The 18,546-nt window shown below is 72.2% G+C and carries 13 protein-coding genes and 1 pseudogene; 1 reads left to right on the forward strand and 13 read right to left on the reverse strand.

Translation table 11 applies throughout. The features are described from left to right. Position 1: 1 nt before the first annotated feature. The 12 genes from rimM to ftsY all read right to left on the reverse strand — a co-directional run bounded on the left by rimM (position 2) and on the right by ftsY (position 12,883). Positions 2-568: a ribosome maturation factor RimM gene (rimM, locus tag ACFHWU_RS08880; RefSeq protein WP_416553162.1), complete on the reverse strand. Its 567-nt coding sequence runs from the start codon at positions 566-568 to the stop codon at positions 2-4. A 2-nt stretch (positions 569-570) separates the two neighbouring features. Continuing rightward, the gene (locus tag ACFHWU_RS08885; RefSeq protein ID WP_199757474.1) at positions 571-831 is read right to left on the reverse strand and encodes an RNA-binding protein; all 261 of its coding nucleotides are present in this window, start codon (positions 829-831) and stop codon (positions 571-573) included. Further along, complete coding sequence (gene rpsP / locus ACFHWU_RS08890; protein ID WP_416553088.1) at positions 806-1,303, reverse strand: 30S ribosomal protein S16; 498 nt, start codon at positions 1,301-1,303, stop codon at positions 806-808. Before rpsP ends, ACFHWU_RS08885 begins: the two co-directional genes overlap by 26 nt. A gap of 230 nt (positions 1,304-1,533) precedes the next feature. Next, entirely contained in the window at positions 1,534-2,184 is a 651-nt protein-coding gene (locus ACFHWU_RS08895; protein ID WP_416553090.1) for a DUF402 domain-containing protein, read from the reverse strand. Between the two features lie 65 nt (positions 2,185-2,249). Next, positions 2,250-3,656 (reverse strand): proline--tRNA ligase, encoded by a 1,407-nt coding sequence (proS, locus tag ACFHWU_RS08900; RefSeq protein ID WP_416590261.1) that lies wholly within the window; start codon positions 3,654-3,656, stop codon positions 2,250-2,252. 105 nt (positions 3,657-3,761) lie between these two features. After that, positions 3,762-4,841 carry an amidohydrolase family protein gene (locus tag ACFHWU_RS08905; RefSeq protein WP_416590262.1) on the reverse strand — a complete coding sequence of 360 codons (1,080 nt, stop codon included), beginning with the start codon at positions 4,839-4,841 and terminating at the stop codon, positions 3,762-3,764. 20 nt (positions 4,842-4,861) lie between these two features. Further along, the gene (gene ffh, locus ACFHWU_RS08910) at positions 4,862-6,418 is read right to left on the reverse strand and encodes a signal recognition particle protein (RefSeq protein ID WP_416553096.1); all 1,557 of its coding nucleotides are present in this window, start codon (positions 6,416-6,418) and stop codon (positions 4,862-4,864) included. A 178-nt stretch (positions 6,419-6,596) separates the two neighbouring features. After that, positions 6,597-8,852, reverse strand: a complete 2,256-nt coding sequence (locus ACFHWU_RS08915) for a [protein-PII] uridylyltransferase (RefSeq protein ID WP_416590263.1) — start codon at positions 8,850-8,852, stop codon at positions 6,597-6,599. A 34-nt stretch (positions 8,853-8,886) separates the two neighbouring features. Then, on the reverse strand, positions 8,887-9,225 hold the full coding sequence (locus ACFHWU_RS08920; RefSeq protein ID WP_199757473.1) for a P-II family nitrogen regulator: 339 nt from the start codon (positions 9,223-9,225) through the stop codon (positions 8,887-8,889). A gap of 24 nt (positions 9,226-9,249) precedes the next feature. Further along, positions 9,250-10,503, reverse strand: coding sequence for an ammonium transporter (locus ACFHWU_RS08925; RefSeq protein ID WP_416553100.1), 1,254 nt, complete (start codon positions 10,501-10,503; stop codon positions 9,250-9,252). 331 nt (positions 10,504-10,834) lie between these two features. Beyond that, a complete protein-coding gene (locus tag ACFHWU_RS08930; protein ID WP_416553102.1) occupies positions 10,835-11,665 on the reverse strand; it encodes a phosphotransferase in 831 nt (276 codons plus the stop codon). Positions 11,666-11,671: 6 nt separating this feature from the next. Beyond that, complete coding sequence (gene ftsY, locus ACFHWU_RS08935; protein ID WP_416568487.1) at positions 11,672-12,883, reverse strand: signal recognition particle-docking protein FtsY; 1,212 nt, start codon at positions 12,881-12,883, stop codon at positions 11,672-11,674. 251 nt (positions 12,884-13,134) lie between these two features. Between ftsY and ACFHWU_RS08940 the strand changes: the two genes are divergently transcribed. Further along, the gene (locus ACFHWU_RS08940; protein ID WP_416590264.1) at positions 13,135-14,913 is read left to right on the forward strand and encodes an alkaline phosphatase D family protein; all 1,779 of its coding nucleotides are present in this window, start codon (positions 13,135-13,137) and stop codon (positions 14,911-14,913) included. Positions 14,914-14,947: 34 nt separating this feature from the next. Here the strand turns inward: ACFHWU_RS08940 and smc are convergent. Continuing rightward, a pseudogene (gene smc, locus ACFHWU_RS08945) lies at positions 14,948-18,523 on the reverse strand (chromosome segregation protein SMC); the annotation flags it as partial. Positions 18,524-18,546 lie beyond the last annotated feature (23 nt).

Below are 18,546 nucleotides of genomic sequence, written 5' to 3' on the forward strand. Positions count from 1 at the left end.
CTCACAGGTCGAGCAGGCCGGGTGGGGCGTCGACGACCACCCGTCCACCGGCGAGATCCACTTCCGGCACGATCGCCCGGACGAACGGCACCAGGGCGGACCCGCCGCCCGGCCGGCGGAGCACCAGCAGATCGGATGCGGGCGCATGGTCGATCCGGGCCACCTCGCCGAGAGCCTCACCGGACGGCGTGACCGCCGACAGGCCGACCAATTGGTGATCGTGGTACTCGTCCGGATCCTCCGGGGTGGCGATCTCGCTGCTGTCCACGCAGAGCAGTACGCCCCGCAACGCCTCGGCAAGGTCGCGGTCGACAACCCCGGCGAACTGCACCAACGGTCGGCCCTGATGCCAGCGGACCGCCTCGATGGTCAACCGGTCAGGGACACGGACCAGGGTCGCGCCGGGCGGTGGCGGCTGCTGCGGTTCGCGGGCGGCCGGCACCGCCGCCGGATCGGTGATCAACACCGATCCGGCGGCGAACCGGATCTCCGGTTCGTCGGTCCGGACCTCGACCGTGACCTCGCCACGGATTCCGTGTGGTCGGCCGATCCGACCGACGATCAACAGCATCAGTACGAGTCGACGATGTCGACCCGCACACCACGCCCGCCGATCGAACCGATCACCTGACGCAGCGCCTTGGCGGTGCGCCCGCCGCGGCCGATCACGGTGCCGAGGTCCTCCGGGTGCACCCGTACCTCCAGGCGCTTGCCCCGGCGCGAGTCGACCAGCCGGACCCGTACGTCGTCGGGGTGGGTGACGATCCCCTTGACCAGGTGCTCCAGCGCGGGCCGGAGGACCATGTCAGGCCTGCTCGCCGGAGCCGGCACCGGTGGGCTCCTCGGTCTTGGCCGGCGCTTCGGCAGCCGCCGGCTCGGACTTCGCTTCGGCCTTCGTCCCGGATTTCGCTTCGGCCTTCTTCTCGGCCTTCTTCGCCGGCTTGGTCGGCGTGTCCGCGACGCCCGCAGCGGCCTTGGCCTCCGCCTCGTACGCCGCCTTGCGGTCGGCCCGCTCGGGCGCCACCAGCAGCGGTGGCGGGGCGGGCAGGCCCTTGAACTTCTGCCAGTCGCCGGTCTTCTCCAGCAGGCGCTGGACGGCCTCGCTCGGTTGGGCGCCGACCGAGAGCCAGTACTGGACACGGTCCGAGGTCACCTCGATGACCGACGGATCTTCCTTCGGGTGGTAGATCCCGACGAACTCGATCGCCCGCCCGTCGCGCTTGGTACGCGAGTCGGCGACGACGATGCGGTACTGCGGGTTGCGGATCTTGCCCATCCGCAGAAGCCGGATCTTTACGGCCACGGTTTGTTCGCTCCTGTTGCGATCTTCACCGGCCCCCGAGGGCGGTGCGCGGGTGAACGCCGACCGGCACAGTGGGGTTGGGCCAGAGGCAGCTCGGGTGGACTGGCGACGTGCCCGGGTAGAGGGCGCCGAACACGTACCGGATACCAACACGCTATTGTGCCAGACCCGCGGCGTACCGCCACACCCGGTGGCCCCGGTGGGTCGCCGGCCAGTCCGGTGCCCGGCGGTCAGCCTGCTGCCGGCGGGCGGTCCCAGCCGGGCGGCAGCTCGGCCGGCGGCGTCCAGGCCGGGTCCGGCCGGAAGTCGCACCAGGTGCCGTCGAACGGAAAATCACCCGCCTCGGCAATTTTGATCACTCGCCGTCCCTCAGCCCGTACCGCCGCCTCGTCACGCACCCAGTAGTGCTCCGGGAAGGCGAGCCGCTCGGCGAACTCCTCCTCGTCCTTCCAGACCCAACTGCGGTCCGGGCGGACCACCACGTCCAGGTCCTGGTCGACCACGTCCACCCCGGCGAGGTCGCCGTCGGCCCAGCGCACGCCGGGCTCTTCGAGGTTGACGTACCAGTTGAGGAAGTTCCCGGCGTCGTCGCGGAACCACCACACCGAGTGGGCGGCTCCGGCGGGTAGGAACTTCAGCACCGGGGGGCCGAGCCAGCGGCCGTGCTTGATCCGGTACGACCGGGTGATCCACTCGGTGAACGGCATCGCCCGCATGCCACGGCCGTCGTCGGCCACCTCGTTGACCACCGGCGAGCCCCGGTCGACCCAGACCAGCAGGCCCCGCTCGTCGTCGACGACGACCCGGGCCGGACGGACCCAGCCGAGACGCCCGCGCCGCACATTCCGATGCATGATCAACTGACCGGGCTGAAACCGCATGCTCATCTCCCTCGCTCACCATGCCCAACGACAGCGACACCGCCCACGAACGGCAGGGCAGGGCGTCAGTACGAGCGGGCCAGCACCGCGACCAGGTCGGGCTCGTCGTCGGAGTCGGGCACCGAGCCGTCCGGACGCAGCAGGCAGCGTACGGTGACGCCCTGCGCGTTGACCTCGGCCTCACCCGCCGGGCCGACCACCGACCACGGCACCCTGGCCCATCCGGTCGCCGCGGCGGCGACGGCGTCGGCGAGGGTGCCGACCTCGACGGTGCGCGTCTGACGCAGCGCCAGCGCCTGGTCGTAGAGCCGCTGCTGGTCGGCGTCGAGGGCGTCGCGGACCGCGCCGACCACGTCGGCGACCGGCACCGGGGTCTTCGACCCGTCGATACGCCGGACCAGCACCGCGTTGCCGGCGGCCAGGTCGCGCGGGCCGACCTCGACGCGTACCGGGTATCCCTTGAGCTCGGCGTCGACAGCCCGGCGGCCGAACGGCGTGTCCACCCGGTCGTCCAGGCCGACCCGAACGCCGGCGTCACGCAACGCGCCGCGCAGCTTGGCCGCCGCCTCGGCGACCCCGTCGCCGGCCTTGACCACCATGACGTACGCCTGGACCGGGGCCAGCCGTGGCGGCACCCGCAGCCCGTTGTCGTCGCCGTGCACCATGATCAGCCCGCCCAGCATCCGGGTGGAGACCCCCCAGGAGGTGGTCCAGGCGTGTTCGACGGCCCGCTCGGCGGAGGTGTAGGTGATGTCGAACGCGCGGGCGAAGTTCTGCCCGAGCTCGTGCGAGGTGCCCAGCTGCAGCGCCTTGCCGTCGGCCATCATCCCTTCGAGGGTGTACGTGCTGGTGGCTCCGGCGAAGCGCTCCCGGGCGGTCTTACGCCCGACCAGCACCGGGATGCCGAGCACGTTGACCATGAAGTCCTGGTAGACCTCGTGCAGGATCCGTCGGGCGTACGCCCGTGCGTCGGCTTCGTCGGCGTGCGCGGTGTGCCCCTCCTGCCAGAGGAACTCGCTGGTCCGCAGGAACACCCGGGGGCGCAGCTCCCAGCGCACCACGTTGGCCCACTGGTTGAGCAGCAGCGGCAGGTCCCGGTAGGAGTCGACCCACTTGGCCATGAACTCGCCGATCACCGTCTCGCTGGTCGGCCGGACCACCACCGGCTCGGCGAGTTGCTTGCCGCCGCCGTGGGTGACCACCGCGAGCTCCGGTGAGAAGCCCTCGACGTGCTCGGCCTCGCGGCGCAGGTAGCTCTCCGGGATGAACAGCGGAAAGTACGCGTTCTCCGCGCCAGCCGCCTTGATCCGGTTGTCCATCTCGGACTGCATTCGCTCCCAGATGGCGTACCCGGCCGGCCGGATCACCATGGTGCCGCGCACCGGTCCGTTGTCGGCGAGCTGCGCCTTGGCGATCAGATCCTGGTACCAGCGGGGGAAGTCCTCCGCACGAGGTGTGAGCACGCGGGCCATGACCGGACATCCTATGCGCCGGCGGTGGCGGCTGCGCGACGCACCCGCCGCCGACGGGTCAGCGCAGCACCGGCCGTCACGGTGAGCGCGAGACCAGCGGCCAGCTCAGCGCAGCACCCGCCCACGCAGGATGATCCGCTCAGGTGCGCGGACCACCCGCAGGTCGGCGCGCGGGTCCGCCGGATACACGACCAGGTCGGCGAGCCCGCCCTCGACCAGGCCGGGGAAGCCGAGCCAGTCCCGGGCGCCCCAGGAGGCGGCGGCCAGCACCGCCTCGGCCGGCATGCCCGCCTCGGTGTGCAGGGTGAGCATCTCGTCGGCGGCCCGGCCGTGGGCGATGCCGCCACCGGCGTCGGTGCCGACGAAGACCGGTACGCCGGCTTCGTGCGCGGCGCGTACCACCTCGGGGAACCCGTCCCGCAGGCTGATCATGTGGGCGGCGTACCGGGGGAACTTCTCCCGGGCCCGGTCGGCGATCCCGCCGAACGTCGCGATGTTGATCATCGTCGGGATCAGCGCGGTCCGCTGGCGGGCCATCTCGTCGATCAGGTCCGGGCTCAGCCCGGTGCCGTGCTCGACCGAGTCGACCCCGGCCCGGACCAGGATCCGTACCGCCTCCTCGTCGAAGGTGTGCGCGGCGACCCGGGCGTTGGCCCGGTGCGCGGTGGCGATGGCGTCGGTCATCGCCTCCGCCGACCAGGCCGGGGCGAGGTCCCCCGCGGACCGCTCGATCCAGTCGCCGACCAACTTGACCCAGCCGTTGCCCGCCCTGGCCTGCTCGGCCACCGTGTCGGACAACCGCTCCGCTGGCACCTCGACGCCGATGTCGCGAAGATAGCGCCGGGGCGGCGCGACGTGCCGGCCGGCACGGGCCAGCCGGGGCAGATCCGGTTCGTCGTCGAGTTGCGGGTACGGGTACGGGGACCCGGCATCGCGCAGCGCCAGTACGCCGGCGTCCCGATCGACCCCGGCCAGCCGGCGGGCGTCGTCGAGCGAGCCGATCGGCGTCCCGCCCCGGGCGATCCCGAGGTGGCAGTGCGCGTCGACCAAGCCGGGCAGGATGAAGCCGCCGTCGACCACGGTGGTCGCGCCGGGCACCGGGTGCAGCGTCACCCGGTCACCGACCAGCCACAGGTCCCGGGTCCGGTCCTCGGGCAGTACGACCCCGCGGACGTGCAGCGGCACGGTTGCGGGGTCGACGGCGCTCAGCCTTTCTCCCGCTTGTTCAATTTGTTGAAGTCGATCTTGGGAAGCTTGAAGCCGGGCGGCAGACCGTCGCCGCCGCCCAGCGCGTTCGGGTCGAGACCGGGCGGCAGTTGCGGCATACCGCCCGGGAAGCCGGCCGGCACCCCGCCGCCGCGCTGGCGGGCACCGCCGCCACGGTTACCGCCCTTGTTCCCCTTGCGCTTGTTCTTCGGCGATTTGGTCGCCTTGCGCCGCCCGCCACCGGGCAGACCCATCATCCCGCCCATCTGCTTCATCATCTTCTGCGCCTCGGCGAAGCGGTTGAGCAGCTGGTTGACGTCCATCACAGTGACCCCGGAGCCGTTGGCGATCCGGGCCCGGCGCGACCCGTTGATGATCTTCGGGTTGCTCCGCTCCCCGGGCGTCATCGAGCGGATGATCGCGGTGACCTTGTCGAAGTGCTTGTCGTCGACCTCGGCCAGTTGGTCCTTCATCTGCCCCATGCCGGGCATCATGGCCAGCACGTTGGCGATCGGCCCCATCCGGCGCACCGCGATGAGCTGGTCGAGGAAGTCCTCCAGGGTGAACTGCTCGCCGCCCATCAGCTTGGCGGTCATCTTCTCCTTCTGATCGGCGTCGAAGGCCTGCTCGGCCTGCTCGATCAGAGTGAGCACGTCGCCCATGCCGAGGATCCGGCTGGCCATCCGGTCCGGGTGGAAGACGTCGAAGTCGGACAGCTTCTCCCCGGTGGAGGCGAACAGGATCGGTTCGCCGGTGACCTGCCGGACGGACAGCGCCGCACCACCGCGCGCGTCGCCGTCGAGTTTGGACAGCACCACGCCGGTGATGCCGACGCCGTCGCGGAACGCCTCGGCGGTGCGGACCGCGTCCTGCCCGACCATCGCGTCGATGACGAAGATGACCTCGTCCGGGGCGACCGCGTCGCGGATCGCGGCGGCCTGGGCCATCATCTCGGCGTCGATGCCGAGCCGGCCGGCGGTGTCGACGATGACGACGTCGCGCGCCGACCGGCGGGCGTGCTCGATCGACGCCTTCGCGACGGCCACCGGGTCGCCGACCCCGTTGCCGGGCTCCGGGGCGAACACCTCGACCCCGGCCCGCTCGCCGAGGACCTGCAGCTGGCCGACCGCGTTCGGGCGTTGCAGGTCGGCGGCGACCAGCAGCGGCTGGTGCCCCTGCGCCTTGAGCCAGTTGGACAGTTTGCCGGCGAGGGTGGTCTTGCCGGAACCCTGCAACCCGGCCAGCATGATCACCGTCGGCGGCTGCTTGGCGAACCGAAGCCGGCGCTGCTCGCCGCCGAGGACCCCGACCAGCTCCTCGTGCACGATCTTGATGACCTGCTGGGCCGGGTTGAGTGCCTGGGAGACCTCGGAGCCACGGGCGCGCTCCTTGACCCGGCCGATGAACGCCTTCACCACCGGCAGCGCGACGTCCGCCTCCAGCAGCGCCAGCCGGATCTCCCGGGCCGTCGCGTCGATGTCGGCGTCGGTGAGCCGACCCTTGCCCCGGAGCTTGCCGAAGATCCCGGACAGTCGATCACTCAAAGTGTCAAACACGACGCAACATCCTGTATGTCGATCCGGCAGGGCAACTCACGGCGGTGTCGGGACGGGACTCCGCCCGACCTGGCAAGCCTAGCCGCCGTCCGTACCGACCGCTTCTGCCACTCCACCGCCCGCATCAGCCGACCGCTTTCGCCACTCCGGCACCCGGCTCCGCCGCTGCGCCGCCCGGTCATCCGGCGGCGGCCAGCACCGCGGCTTCGAGTCGGGCCCGCTCGGCGTCGTCCGGGCCGACCCCCACCAGGTAGAAGGCGTCGACCACGTCGCCACCCAGGGTGGAGATCCGGGCCGCCCGCACCTGGGCGCCGGCCTCGTCGAGCGCGCTGGTCACCCGGTAGAGCAGGCCGGCCGAGTCGGCCGCCCGCAGCTCCAGCACCACCGCGTCGGTGGCGGCCTCCCGGTGCCACACCACCCGGGAATCGGCCCCCGCCCGGCGGGCGGCGAGTGCCCGGCCCCGAAGCCGCTGGGTGACCGAGACGTCACCGGTGACCGCCCGCCGCAGGTCGGCGGTGAGCGCGATGGTGTCCGGCGGGGTGCCGTACCGGGGCTGGATCCGGAACTCGACCAACGCCCGCCCGTCGACCGTGGAGGCGTCGGCGGTCAGCACGTCCAGCCGGTGCAGGGCCAGGCAGCCGGCGACCGCGGCGAGCAGGCCGTGCCGGTCCGCGGCGGCCACCGCGACCCGGTCGCCACCATCGATGTGTACGGCCGGTAGCGGACCCGCCACCAGCGCCGGATCGGGTCTCGGTGGCTCGGGAAGCACCCCGGTGTCCAGCGCGGTGTGTACTCGGCGGACCAGTTCGGCAATCAGCCGTCCCTTCCAGTCCGACCAGGCCGCCGGACCGGTCGCCAGCGCGTCGGCGCGGGCCAGCCCGTGCAGCAGGCCGAGCGTGGTGGTGTCGCCCACCGCAGCAGCGACCTGGGAAATCGTCACCGGATCGCTGAGGTCACGCCGGGTGGCCACCTCCGGCAGCAGCAGGTGCAGCCGGACCAGCTTGTCGATCATGTCGACGTCGGTCGGCGGCAGCCCGGTCCGGGCGGCGATCCGCGCCGCCACCGGGGCGCCGACCGTACTGTGGTCGCCGGGCAGCCCTTTGCCCACGTCGTGCAGGAAGGCACCGAGCAGCAGCAGGTCGGGCCGGTCCACCTCGCGGGTGAACCCGGTCGCCTCCTGCGCCGCCTGAACCAGGTGCCGGTCCAGGGTGAACCGGTGCACCGGGTTGTGCTGCGGCAGGCTGCGCATCCGGGGCCACTCCGGCAGCCAGCCGTCGACCAGCCCGTACCGGTCGCAGGTCTCCCAGGTGGGCACCAGACCCGGACCGGCACCGAGCAGGGTGATCAGCGCGGCCCGGGCCGCGTCCGGCCACGGCGCCGGCAGCGGCGGGCAGTACGCGGCGAGCCACTCGCAGGTCGCCCGGGCGATCGGTAGCCGGCTGGTGGCGGCGGCCGCGGCGACCCGCAGCGACAGGCTGGGGTCCGGGCGGGCCCCGATCGCGGTCCGGGCGAGGACCAGCTCACCGTCGTGCTCGACGACGTCGCGGGCCACCGGCCGACGCACCGGCGGGCCGCCGCCGCGCCGCCGGCCGGAGCGCAGCCGGTCGGCGCTGCGCCAGGCGTCGTCGAGGGCGTGGGTGATGGTGCGCGCGTCGGAGGCGACCCGGCGCAGCAGGGTGTCCGGATCGTCCAGGTCGAGCAGCCCGGCGACGGTGGCGCGGTCCTGGGCCACCAGCCGGTCCACCCGCCGGCCGACGGCGACGTGCAGCGCGTCGCGGGTGTCCAGCAGCCGCAGATGGGCCGCGCGGGCGGCCGGACGCATGCTGTCGGCGATGCCGGCCAGGGCGATGCCGCGCAGGATCCCGACGTCGCGCAGCCCGCCGGCGGCCTCCTTCAGATCGCCTTCCAGCAGGAAGGCCAGTTCGCCGTGGGTCCGCCAGCGGGCCTCGGTGACCTCGCGCAGCGCCGGCAGTTGGCGGACGGCGGTGCGCCGCCACTGGTCGGTCGCGGCGGCCTGCAACTCGGCGGTGAGTTGCCGGTCGCCGGCGACGTGCCGGGCGTCGAGCAGGCCGAGCGCGACCTTGACGTCGTCGTGGGCGACGGACAGCGCCTCCGGCAGGGTACGCACCGAGTGGTCCAGCCCGAGGCGGGCGTCCCAGATCGGGTACCAGAGGCGGGCGGCGATCTCGTCCATCCCGGCGACGCCACGATGGAGCAGCACCAGGTCGAGATCGCTGTACGGGGAGCACTGCAACCGACCGAGTCCGCCGACCGCCACCAGGGCGATCCCGGCCAGCCCGGCCGGCATCAGCGAGGTCAGCCAGACATCGAGTGCCGCCGCCCGGTCCACGCGGGCGGCGGCACCGATGCCGTCGGACAGCGACGGGCCGGGGCCGGCCGCAGGACGCTGCCGGACCCCGACTCCGTCGGTCATGTGTTCTCCCTACCGGTTGGGTGGGCTCGCCGACTCAGAGCGCGTCGAGACCACGCTCGCCGGTGCGGACCCGGATGACGTCCTCGACGGCCGTCACCCAGACCTTGCCGTCGCCGATCTTTCCGGTACGGGCCGCCGTGACGACCGCATCGACGACCTTCTCGACGTCGATTTCGTCGGTCAGCACCTCGATCCGGATCTTCGGCAGGAACTCGACGGTGTACTCGGCACCCCGGTACACCTCGGTGTGGCCCTTCTGGCGTCCGTATCCCTGGACCTCGCTCACGGTCAGGCCGGCGACGCCGAGGGCGTGCAGGGCCTCCTTGACCGCGTCGAGCTGGTACGGCTTGATGACCGCGGTCACCAGTTTCATGTCTAACCCCTCCATCAGGGAACGTTAACCGGCGACCTTCTCGCTGACCGGTGCGGACTCGCCCGAACCGGCGGGCGCCTTCCCGATGCCGGCGGCGGCGAACCCGCCACCCGAGGTGCTACCGAACTCATAGGCACTCTCCGCGTGCTCGGCGGTGTCGATGCCCTCGACCTCGGCGTCGGCGCTGGCCCGGAAGCCGATGGTCTTCTCGATCGCGAAGCCGATGATGTAGGCGACGACGAACGAGTAGACCAGCACCGCGACCACACCGAGCGCCTGCAGACCGAGCAGGTCGATGCCACCGCCGTAGATGAGTCCGGCGTTGCCCTCTCCGGCCAGCACCTCGACGGCCAGGAAGCCGATCAGCAGCGAACCGATGATGCCGCCGATCATGTGCACGGCGACCACGTCGAGCGAGTCGTCGTACCCGAGCTTGTACTTGAGGCCGACCGCCAGGGCGCAGACCACACCGGCGATGATGCCGAGCGCGATCGCCCCGAGCGGCTCCAGGAAGGCACAGGCCGGGGTGATGGCGACCAGACCGGCGATGGCACCGGAGGCGGCGCCGAGGGTGGTCGGCTTGCCGTCACGGAACCACTCGACGACGATCCAGCCCAGCACGGCGGCCGCGGTGGCCACCTGGGTGTTGATGAAGGCGACCGCGGCGGCACCGTCGGCGGCGACTGCGGAGCCGGCGTTGAAGCCGAACCAGCCGAACCACAGCAGGCCGGCGCCGAGCAGGACCATCGGCAGGTTATGCGGCTTGAACTTGTCCTTCGGCCAGCCGACCCGCTTGCCGAGCACCAGGGCCAGCGCGAGCGCCGCAGCACCGGCGTTGATGTGCACCGCGGTACCACCGGCGAAGTCGAGGACGCCGAGCTCGAAGATCCAGCCGCCGCCCCACACCCAGTGCGCGACCGGGAAGTAGACCAGGGTGGCCCACAGGCCGGCGAAGAGCAGCCAGGCGCCGAACTTCGCCCGGTCCGCGATCGCACCGCTGATCAGTGCGACGGTGATGATCGCGAACATCATCTGGAAGACGACGAACAGCAGGTCCGGGATGCCGCCCTCGGAGCCCGACTCGAGCATGCCGCGCAGGCCGGCCATGGAGAGGTCACCGGTGACACCGCCGACGTCGGTGCCAAAGGCGATGCTGTAGCCGTAGCAGACCCACAGCAGGCTGACCAGGCCGATCGCACCGAAGCTCATCATCATCATGTTGAGCACGGACTTGGACCGCGTCATGCCACCATAGAACAGCGCCAATCCGGGCGTCATGAGCAACACCAGGGCGGCTGAAGTCAAAATCCAGGCGGTGGCACCAGAATCTAGTTCCGGCACGCTGCCTCCTCTCAGTTGGAAACATAACCGGCTCCAAGAGGCAGCATCGCCCGTTCGCCGGTTGCGCGAAGCTTGCTGGGCAGCTGTTTCACGCAGGGTGCCCGTGCCGTTTCCAACACGTGACGGGTTGTTTCCAACATGTGAAGAACACTTCACTATCGCCAGATCAGGCAGGGCCAGATCAACCGATTAGCCACCGCCGGCTGTCCGGAGGACGACAGAACTCGTCACCTGTCCCCGGACCACTGCCGCCCCGGCCCGCCGCGGGTCAGCGCAACGCGTACTCCAGGATGTGTCGTTCGTAGTCGAGCAGCCGCAGGTCCCGCATCGGCCGGCGGAGATGGCCCTTGTGCACGATCCGGACGAACGCCGGATCTCCGGCGGCGGCCATCCGCCGGATCCCCTCCACATGGTCAACGACCCGCTTACGGATGGTCCGGACCAGCCGGTGCCGGTCGCGGGGGATCAGCCCGTACGCGTCGGCGAACAGCCGTAGCCGGCGCGGCCGGTCCGGTTGCCGCCAGCCCAGCGTGTAGGAGTCCCGGTCGGAGAAGAGCGGCACCCAGGTCCACGCGGCGTACGCGACGTCGTAGATCCGCGCCCCCGGCGACGCCAGGTCGAAGTCGATCAGGGCGAGGGTGCCGTCCGGACGCCAGATGACGTTGTGCGGGGCCGCGTCGTGGTGGCAGATCACCTCGGTGTCCGGCGGCGGCGGGCCGAACGAACGCCAGACCGCGCTACGCGGCGGATTGAACCCGTACTGGGCGTCGTGGAACATCCGCAACATCGTCGCGACGGTGACCAGCGCCTCGTCGCTTACCCAGTGCGGCGCCAGCGGATACTCGCCGCACTCCCCCTCGACGTAGGAGAGGACCTCGCGGTTGCGTTCGTCCATGCCGAGGGCCCGGGGCGAGCCGGTGAACCCGACGTACTCCAGATGCCGCAGCAGCGCGTGCACCGAGGGGGTCCACGGGCCGACGTTGCGCCGGACGGTGTCTCCGACCCGCACCACGGTGCTGACGTTGCCGCCACGCAGTGGGATTTCCTGCTGGGTCACGTACGGTCTCCCGAGACGTGGCTCCTGATTGCGGTACGTCACCCGAGGCTACGCATCCATCTCACGTGGATCGGCGCCCATCAGGGCGTCGACGAACTGCGCCGGATCGAACGGGGCGAGGTCGTCCGGACCTTCCCCGAGACCGACCAGTTTGACCGGAATGCCGAGTTTGCGCTGCACCGCAATGACGATACCGCCCTTGGCTGTGCCGTCGAGTTTGGTCAGCACCACCCCGGTCACCTCCACCGCCTCAGTGAACACCCGGGCCTGCTCCAACCCATTCTGCCCGGTGGTGGCATCCAGCACGAGCAGTGTCTCGTGCACCGGACCATGCTTGCTCACCACCCGCTTGACCTTGCCGAGCTCGTCCATCAGGCCGATCTTGTTCTGCAACCGACCGGCGGTGTCGATCAGCACCGCGTCGACCTTGGTGTCGATGCCCCGCTTCACCGCGTCGAAGGCGACGCTGGCCGGGTCCGCACCCTCCGGGCCGCGGACCACCTCGGCGCCGACCCGGGAGGCCCAGGTGGTCAGCTGGTCGGCGGCGGCGGCGCGGAACGTGTCGGCGGCACCCAGCAGCACGGTACGGCCGTCGGCGACCAGCACCCGGGCGATCTTGCCGCAGGTGGTGGTCTTGCCGGCCCCGTTGACCCCGACGACCAGCACCACGCTCGGCTCGCCGCCGGTGTTCAACGCCCGGTCGAGCTGCGGGTCCAGCGCGGCGACCAGCTCCTCGGTGAGCAGCGTACGCAGTTCGGTGGCGCTGCGGGTGCCGAGGACCCGGGTACGCTCCCGCAGCCGGTCGACAATCTCCCGGGTCGGCTCGATGCCGACGTCCGCCGTGATCAGGCTCTCCTCGATCTCCTCCCAGACCTCCTCGTCCAGCCGGTCCCGGGAGAGCAGGTTCAGCAGTCCCTTGCCGAGCAGGCCCTGCGACCGGGACAGCCGGGTCCGCAGCCGGACCAGCCGCCCGGCCGTGGGCTCCGGACGTTCCAGGGTCGGCGGGGCCGGTGCCACCGGCTCCGCGGGTGCCTGCTCCGGTTCGGCCGGTGGCGCGACCGGACGGTCCTCGACCGCGATGCCGACCGGACGCTCGCCGTCGGCGTCGGTCGGTGGGCGCTCCTGCGGCTGCTCGCCGCCGAGCGGGGTCGGCGGCGCGGGCGGCAGCGGAGGCTGCCGGCGCAACCGGGGCACCACCAGCCCCAGACCGGCGAGCAGCAGCACACCGAGCAGGATCGCGGCAAGGACGAGGTAATCCATGCGGAAATCCTGACAGATGGCCGCGACCGCGTCCCGCCCACCGCACCCATCGGTGACACCCGCCCCCCGGTACAGTGTCGCCGGCCGGCGACCACACCCCTACCATCCGCGTCGCCGGCCGGCGACCACACCCCACAGGAACAGGTCGGGGAACTGGGTGACGGGCCTGCATGCGGGGTACAAAAGAGGCCGTCCCGCGTCCCTGGCGAAAGGTCGACCATGTCTGCACACCAGCCCGGCAGGGACCACCGGTGACCGACGGCACAACCGCCGGTGGACCGGACCCGCAGCTCCGACCGGCGGCCGGCCCCCGGCTACTGATCGGGCCGTTGCTGCGGCGGGTGGTCGGCGGGCAGGCCACCGTCTGGGTGGAGACCGACGCCCCGGCCACGGTACGGGTCGCGACGACGGGCACGGCGGGCGGTTCGGCCCGCACCTTCAGCGCGTTCGGGCACCACTACGCGCTCGTGGTGGTCGACGGGCTGGCCCCCGGCTCCAGCCACCGCTACGAGGTCTTCCTCGACGACCGGCGGGTCTGGCCGGAGCCGGACTCGCCGTACCCGGGCAGTGTGATCCGGACCCGGCGGGCCGACGACGACGCCCAGCCGGTGCGGCTGATCTTCGGATCCTGCCGGGAGACCACCCAGCACTCCACCGCCCGACGGTTGCCGCCGGACGCGCTCGACGCGTACGCCCGGCGGCTGGCCGGCCTGGACCCGGCCGGCGGCGACTGGCCCGACCTGCTGCTCCTGCTCGGCGATCAGGTGTACGCCGACGAGACGTCGCCGGTGATCCGACGGTTCCTGCGGCGGCGGCGACATCGTGGGCTGCCGCCCGGTGCCCCAGCCGACCAGGTGGTCAGTTTCCCCGAGTACACCCGGCTGTACCTGGAGTCGTGGCGGGACCCGGAGATCCGCTGGTTGCTGTCGACCGTCCCCAGCGTGATGATCTTCGACGACCACGAGGTGATCGACGACTGGAACACCTCGGCCGCCTGGCGGGCGCGGATGCGCGGCGAGCCCTGGTGGCCGGAGCGGATCAGCAGCGGACTCGCCTCCTACTGGGTCTACCAGCACCTGGGCAACCTGGCCCCGGACGAGGTCGCCGCCGACCCGGTGTTCCGGGCGGTCACCGCCGCCGACGACGCCACCGATGTGCTGCGCGAATTCGGCGCCCGGGTGGACGCCGAGGCGGACGTCGCGCACGACCCGCAGCGCTGGTCGCAGGTGCAGTACCAGTGGAGCTTCTCGCTGGACGTCGGCCGGACCCGGGTGATCGTGCTGGACAACCGGTGCAGCCGGGTACTGCGGCCGGGAGCACGCAGCATGTTGCCAGCCGGTGAGTGGGCCTGGTTCACCGATCGGGCCCACGGCCGCTACGACCATCTGGTGGTCGGCGCGTCGCTGCCCTGGCTGATGCCGCCCGGCATCCACCACCTCGAGTCGTGGAACGAACGGCTGGCCGAGTCGCCCCGGCGGTGGGTCGCGGCGTCGTCGGAGTGGCTGCGCCAGGTCCTGGACCTGGAGCACTGGGCCGCGTTCCGGCGCTCCTTCGACGACCTCGGGCAGTTGTTCGCCCGGGTCGGTGCCGGGCCAGGTCACCCGCCGCCGGCCTCGATCAGCATGCTCTCCGGCGACGTGCACCACTCGTACGTGGCGCGGGCCGCGCTGCCTGGGCAGGTTCGCACCCCGGTGCACCAGCTCACCTGCTCACCGATCCACAACCAGGTGCCGGCACTGATGCGGCCGTTGATGCGGTTGGGCTGGTGGCGGGGGCCGACGGCGGCGCTGCGGGCGCTGGCCCGCTCCGCCGGACTGCCGAGGCCGTCGGTGCGCTGGCGCAAGCTGGACGGTCCGTACTTCGGCAACGCGGTCAGTACGCTGCTGCACAACGGCGCGACGGCCGAGGTGACGCTGGAGGGCACAACGGCCGACGGCGCGCTGCGTGAGGTGGCCCGCCGCCAGCTCACCGATCCGACGGTGCAGCCGGCGCCTCGGCCTCCTCAGCAGGCTGCGGGGCTTCCGCAGTAGGCGTTGGCGGCTCCGGCACGGTCGGACCAGCCGACTCGTCGGCCGACTTGAGCCGCTGGCTGATCACCTGGGTGACACCGTTGCGCATGGTGACGCCGTACAGTGCGTCGGCGACCTCCATGGTCCGCTTCTGGTGGGTGATGATGATCAGCTGGCTGCGGTCCCGCAGCTGGGCCATCAGGGTGATCAACCGGCCGAGGTTGACGTCGTCCAGCGCCGCCTCCACCTCGTCCATGATGTAGAACGGGCTGGGCCGGGCCCGGAAGATGGCTACCAGCATGGCGACGGCGGTCAGCGACCGCTCCCCGCCGGACAGCAGCGACAGCCGCTTGATCTTCTTGCCCGGTGGCCGGGCCTCCACCTCCACCCCGGTGGTCAGCAGGTCGTCCGGGTCGGTGAGCACCAGCCGTCCCTCGCCACCCGGGAACAGCACGGTGAACACCTGCTCGAACTCGCGGGCCGTGTCGGCGTACGCGCTGGAGAAAACCTCGAGGATCCGGTCGTCCACGTCCGCGACGACGGTGAGCAGGTCCTTGCGGGTCGCCTTCAGGTCCTCCAACTGGTCGGAGAGGAACTTGTACCGCTCCTCCAGCGCGGCGAACTCCTCCAACGCCAGCGGGTTGACCTTGCCGAGCAGGGCCAGCTCCCGTTCCGCCTTCGCCGACCGCTTCTCCTGGGTGGCCCGGTCGAACGGCACCGGCTGCGGTTCCGGTTTGCCCTCGGCGGCGGCCGCCGCCAGTTGGGCCTGGGTGGGCGGCACCGGCTGGTGCGGGCCGTACTCGACGAGCAGGGTCTCCACGTCCAGCGAGAAGTCCTCGGCCGCCTTCGCCTCCAGCTGCTCGATGCGCAGCCGCTGCTCGGCGCGGGCCACCTCGTCGCGGTGCACCGCGCTGGTCAGCCGCTCCAGCTCAGCCCCGAGACGCTTGGCCGCGCCGCGTACCTCCTGCAGCTCGGCCTCCCGCGCGGCGCGGGCGCTGGCGATCTCGTCACGGGCGGCGGCCGCGTCGACCATCGAGTCGGCCAGCCTGGTCAGCGCGAACCGGGCCCCGGCGGTGACCGCGCGGGCGATCTGCGCGCCCCGGGCCCGGGCGGCCCGGCGGGCGGCGGCGCGTTCCCGCGCGGCCCGCTCGGCCGCCGCCTGCCGCAGCAGTGAGTCCGCCCGGCCGGCGATCGACGATACCCGCTCCTCGGCGGTGCGGACGGCGAGTCGGACCTCCATCTCGTTCTGCCGGGCACCGGGCAGCATCGCGGCGAGGGAGTCCCGTTCGGCGGTCGACGGCTCCTCGTCGATCGGGGTCGCCTCGGCCAGCCGGAGCCGCTCCTCCAGCTCCTCCAGCGTGGCCAAGTCTCGGTCCCGGGACTCGGCGGCCTTGTCCCGGGAGGCGCCGAGCCGCTCCGCCTCGGCCCGTGCCGACCTGGCCGCAGCGCCGAGTTCGGCGAGCCGGCGAGCGGCGGCGTTACGCTGCCCCTCCGCCTGCCGCCGGTCGGCGGCGGCCTGCGCGACCTGCTCCTTGAGGCCGGCCGCCGCCTCCCGCGCGGTGTCGAGCTGCCCGCGCAGCTCGGCGACGGTGGCTTCGGCGGTGAGCCGGTTGCTGCGGGCCTCCTCGACCGCCGCCTGTACCTCGATGAAGCTGGGGGCCTTGGCGGATCCGCCGGCGGCGGCGTAGGCGCCGACGATGTCGCCGTCCGGGGTGACCGCCCGCAGCTGCGGATGGTCGGCGGCGGCCGCAGTGGCCGCCGCGAGGTCGCCGACCAGGATCACGTCCCGCAGCGCCCGGTGCAGTGCCGGCCGGAGCTCGTCGGGGCAGCTGACCACGTCCGGTGCCCAGGTCGCCCCGGGCGGCAGGGCCGGCCGCAGGGTGTCCGGCGAGCCGATCATCCCCGGCCCGGCGGGCCCGGCGACCAGCAGGCTGGCCCGACCGGAGTCCTGGATCTTGAGCAGCCGCATCGCCTCGGCCGCCTCGTCGACGCCGGTGACCGCCACCGCGTCGGCGAGACCGCCCAGCGCGGCGGCCAGCGCCGCCTCGTGTCCGGGCGCGACGGTGAGCAGGCCGGCCAGGCTGCCCAGCAGGCCGGGCACCTGGTCGGCCCGGGCCAGCAGCGCGCCGGCACCGTCGCCCCTGCGCAACCCCATCGCCAGCGCGTCCTCCCGCGCCTGCCAGGTGGCGGCCTCCTTCTCCGCCCTCCGCTCGGCGTCGGACAGCTGCCGTACCTGCGCGGCGGCCGCGTCGTGTGCGGCGACCGCCTCGGCGTACCGGGCGTCCAGGTCGGCGTTGTCCCGGTCCGCCTCGGTGGACAGTTCGGTGGCCGCGTCCAGGTCCTGCTGGGCCTGGTCAGCGCGGGCCTGCGCATCGGCGTGCGCGGCGGTGAGCCGGGATATCTCGTCAGCGGCGCTGGAGGTACGGGCCCGCGCGGAGTTGACCTGTCCGGTCAACCGGGCCAGCCCTTCCCGCCGGTCGGCGATCGCCTTGGCGGCGGCGACCAGCGCCCGCTCGGCCTGGGCCAGCTGCGTCTCCAGCTGTTGGCGGCCCTCCACCGCCTCGGCGAGACGGATCTGGTCCTCGGTCAGCGCGGCCCGCAGCTCCTCCTCCTGCTCACGGACCCGGTGCGCCTCGTCGGTGAGCTGGTCCGGGTCACGCCCGGGTCGCTCGTCGTTCGGCATCCCCGACAGGTGCCGCAGCCGTTCCCCGGCCAGCTGCTCGGTCGACCGGAAGCGTTCCTGCAGGGCGGCGAGCTTGTACCAGGTGTCCTGGGCGGCGGCGAGCAGCGGCGCGTCCTCGGCCAGCGCCGACTCCAGTTCGGCCAGCCGGGACTGCACCTCGGTGTGTTCGGACTCCACCTCGGTGCGTCGGTGCCGCAGCGCCGTCTCGTCGGCGATCTCCTTGTCGAGGGTGGTCCGCAGGGTGGTCAGGTCGTCGGCGAGCAGCCGCAGCCGGGCGTCGCGTAGATCGGCCTGAATCCCGGCGGCCCGGCGGGCCACCTCGGCCTGCCGGCCCAGCGGTTTGAGCTGGCGGCGCAGCTCGCCGGTCAGGTCGGTCAGCCGATCCAGGTTGGTCTGCATCGCGGTCAGCTTGCGCAGCGCCTTTTCCTTGCGCTTGCGGTGTTTCAGCACGCCGGCGGCCTCTTCGATGAAGGCCCGCCGGTCCTCCGGCTTGGCGTGCAGTACGGCGTCGAGCTGACCCTGGCCGACGATGACGTGCATCTCCCGACCGATGCCGGAGTCGGAGAGCAGTTCCTGGATGTCGAGCAGCCGGCAGTGGTTGCCGTTGATTTCGTACTCGCTCTCACCGGAGCGGAACATCCGGCGCGTGATCGACACCTCGGTGTACTCGATCGGCAACGCACCGTCGGTGTTGTCGATGGTCAACGTGACCTCGGCCCGGCCCAGCGGGGCCCGACCGGCGGTGCCGGCGAAGATGACGTCCTCCATCTTGCCGCCCCGCAGCGCCTTCGCGCCCTGCTCGCCGAGGACCCAGGCGATGGCGTCGACGACGTTGGACTTGCCGGAGCCGTTCGGGCCGACCACGCAGGTGATCCCGGGCTCCAGCTTCAGGGTGGTGGCGGAGGCGAAGGACTTGAAGCCCTTCACCGTCAGACTCTTGAGATGCACGGTCCGATTCCTCGTCCGACGGG

This window comes from Micromonospora sp. LOL_015 (genome assembly GCF_048060275.1).
Classification (GTDB): Bacteria; Actinomycetota; Actinomycetes; order Mycobacteriales; family Micromonosporaceae; genus Micromonospora_E.

Coding starts and splice junctions, on each gene's coding strand:
- ACFHWU_RS08895 (WP_416553090.1), bottom strand. CDS start 2,184: ATGCGGTTTCAGCCCGGTCAGTTGATCATGCATCGGAATGTGCGGCGC.
- proS (WP_416590261.1), bottom strand. CDS start 3,656: ATGGCCCGCGTGCTCACACCTCGTGCGGAGGACTTCCCCCGCTGGTAC.
- ACFHWU_RS08915 (WP_416590263.1), bottom strand. CDS start 8,852: ATGACCGACGGAGTCGGGGTCCGGCAGCGTCCTGCGGCCGGCCCCGGC.
- ACFHWU_RS08920 (WP_199757473.1), bottom strand. CDS start 9,225: ATGAAACTGGTGACCGCGGTCATCAAGCCGTACCAGCTCGACGCGGTC.
- ACFHWU_RS08925 (WP_416553100.1), bottom strand. CDS start 10,503: ATGACGCCCGGATTGGCGCTGTTCTATGGTGGCATGACGCGGTCCAAG.
- ftsY (WP_416568487.1), bottom strand. CDS start 12,883: ATGGATTACCTCGTCCTTGCCGCGATCCTGCTCGGTGTGCTGCTGCTC.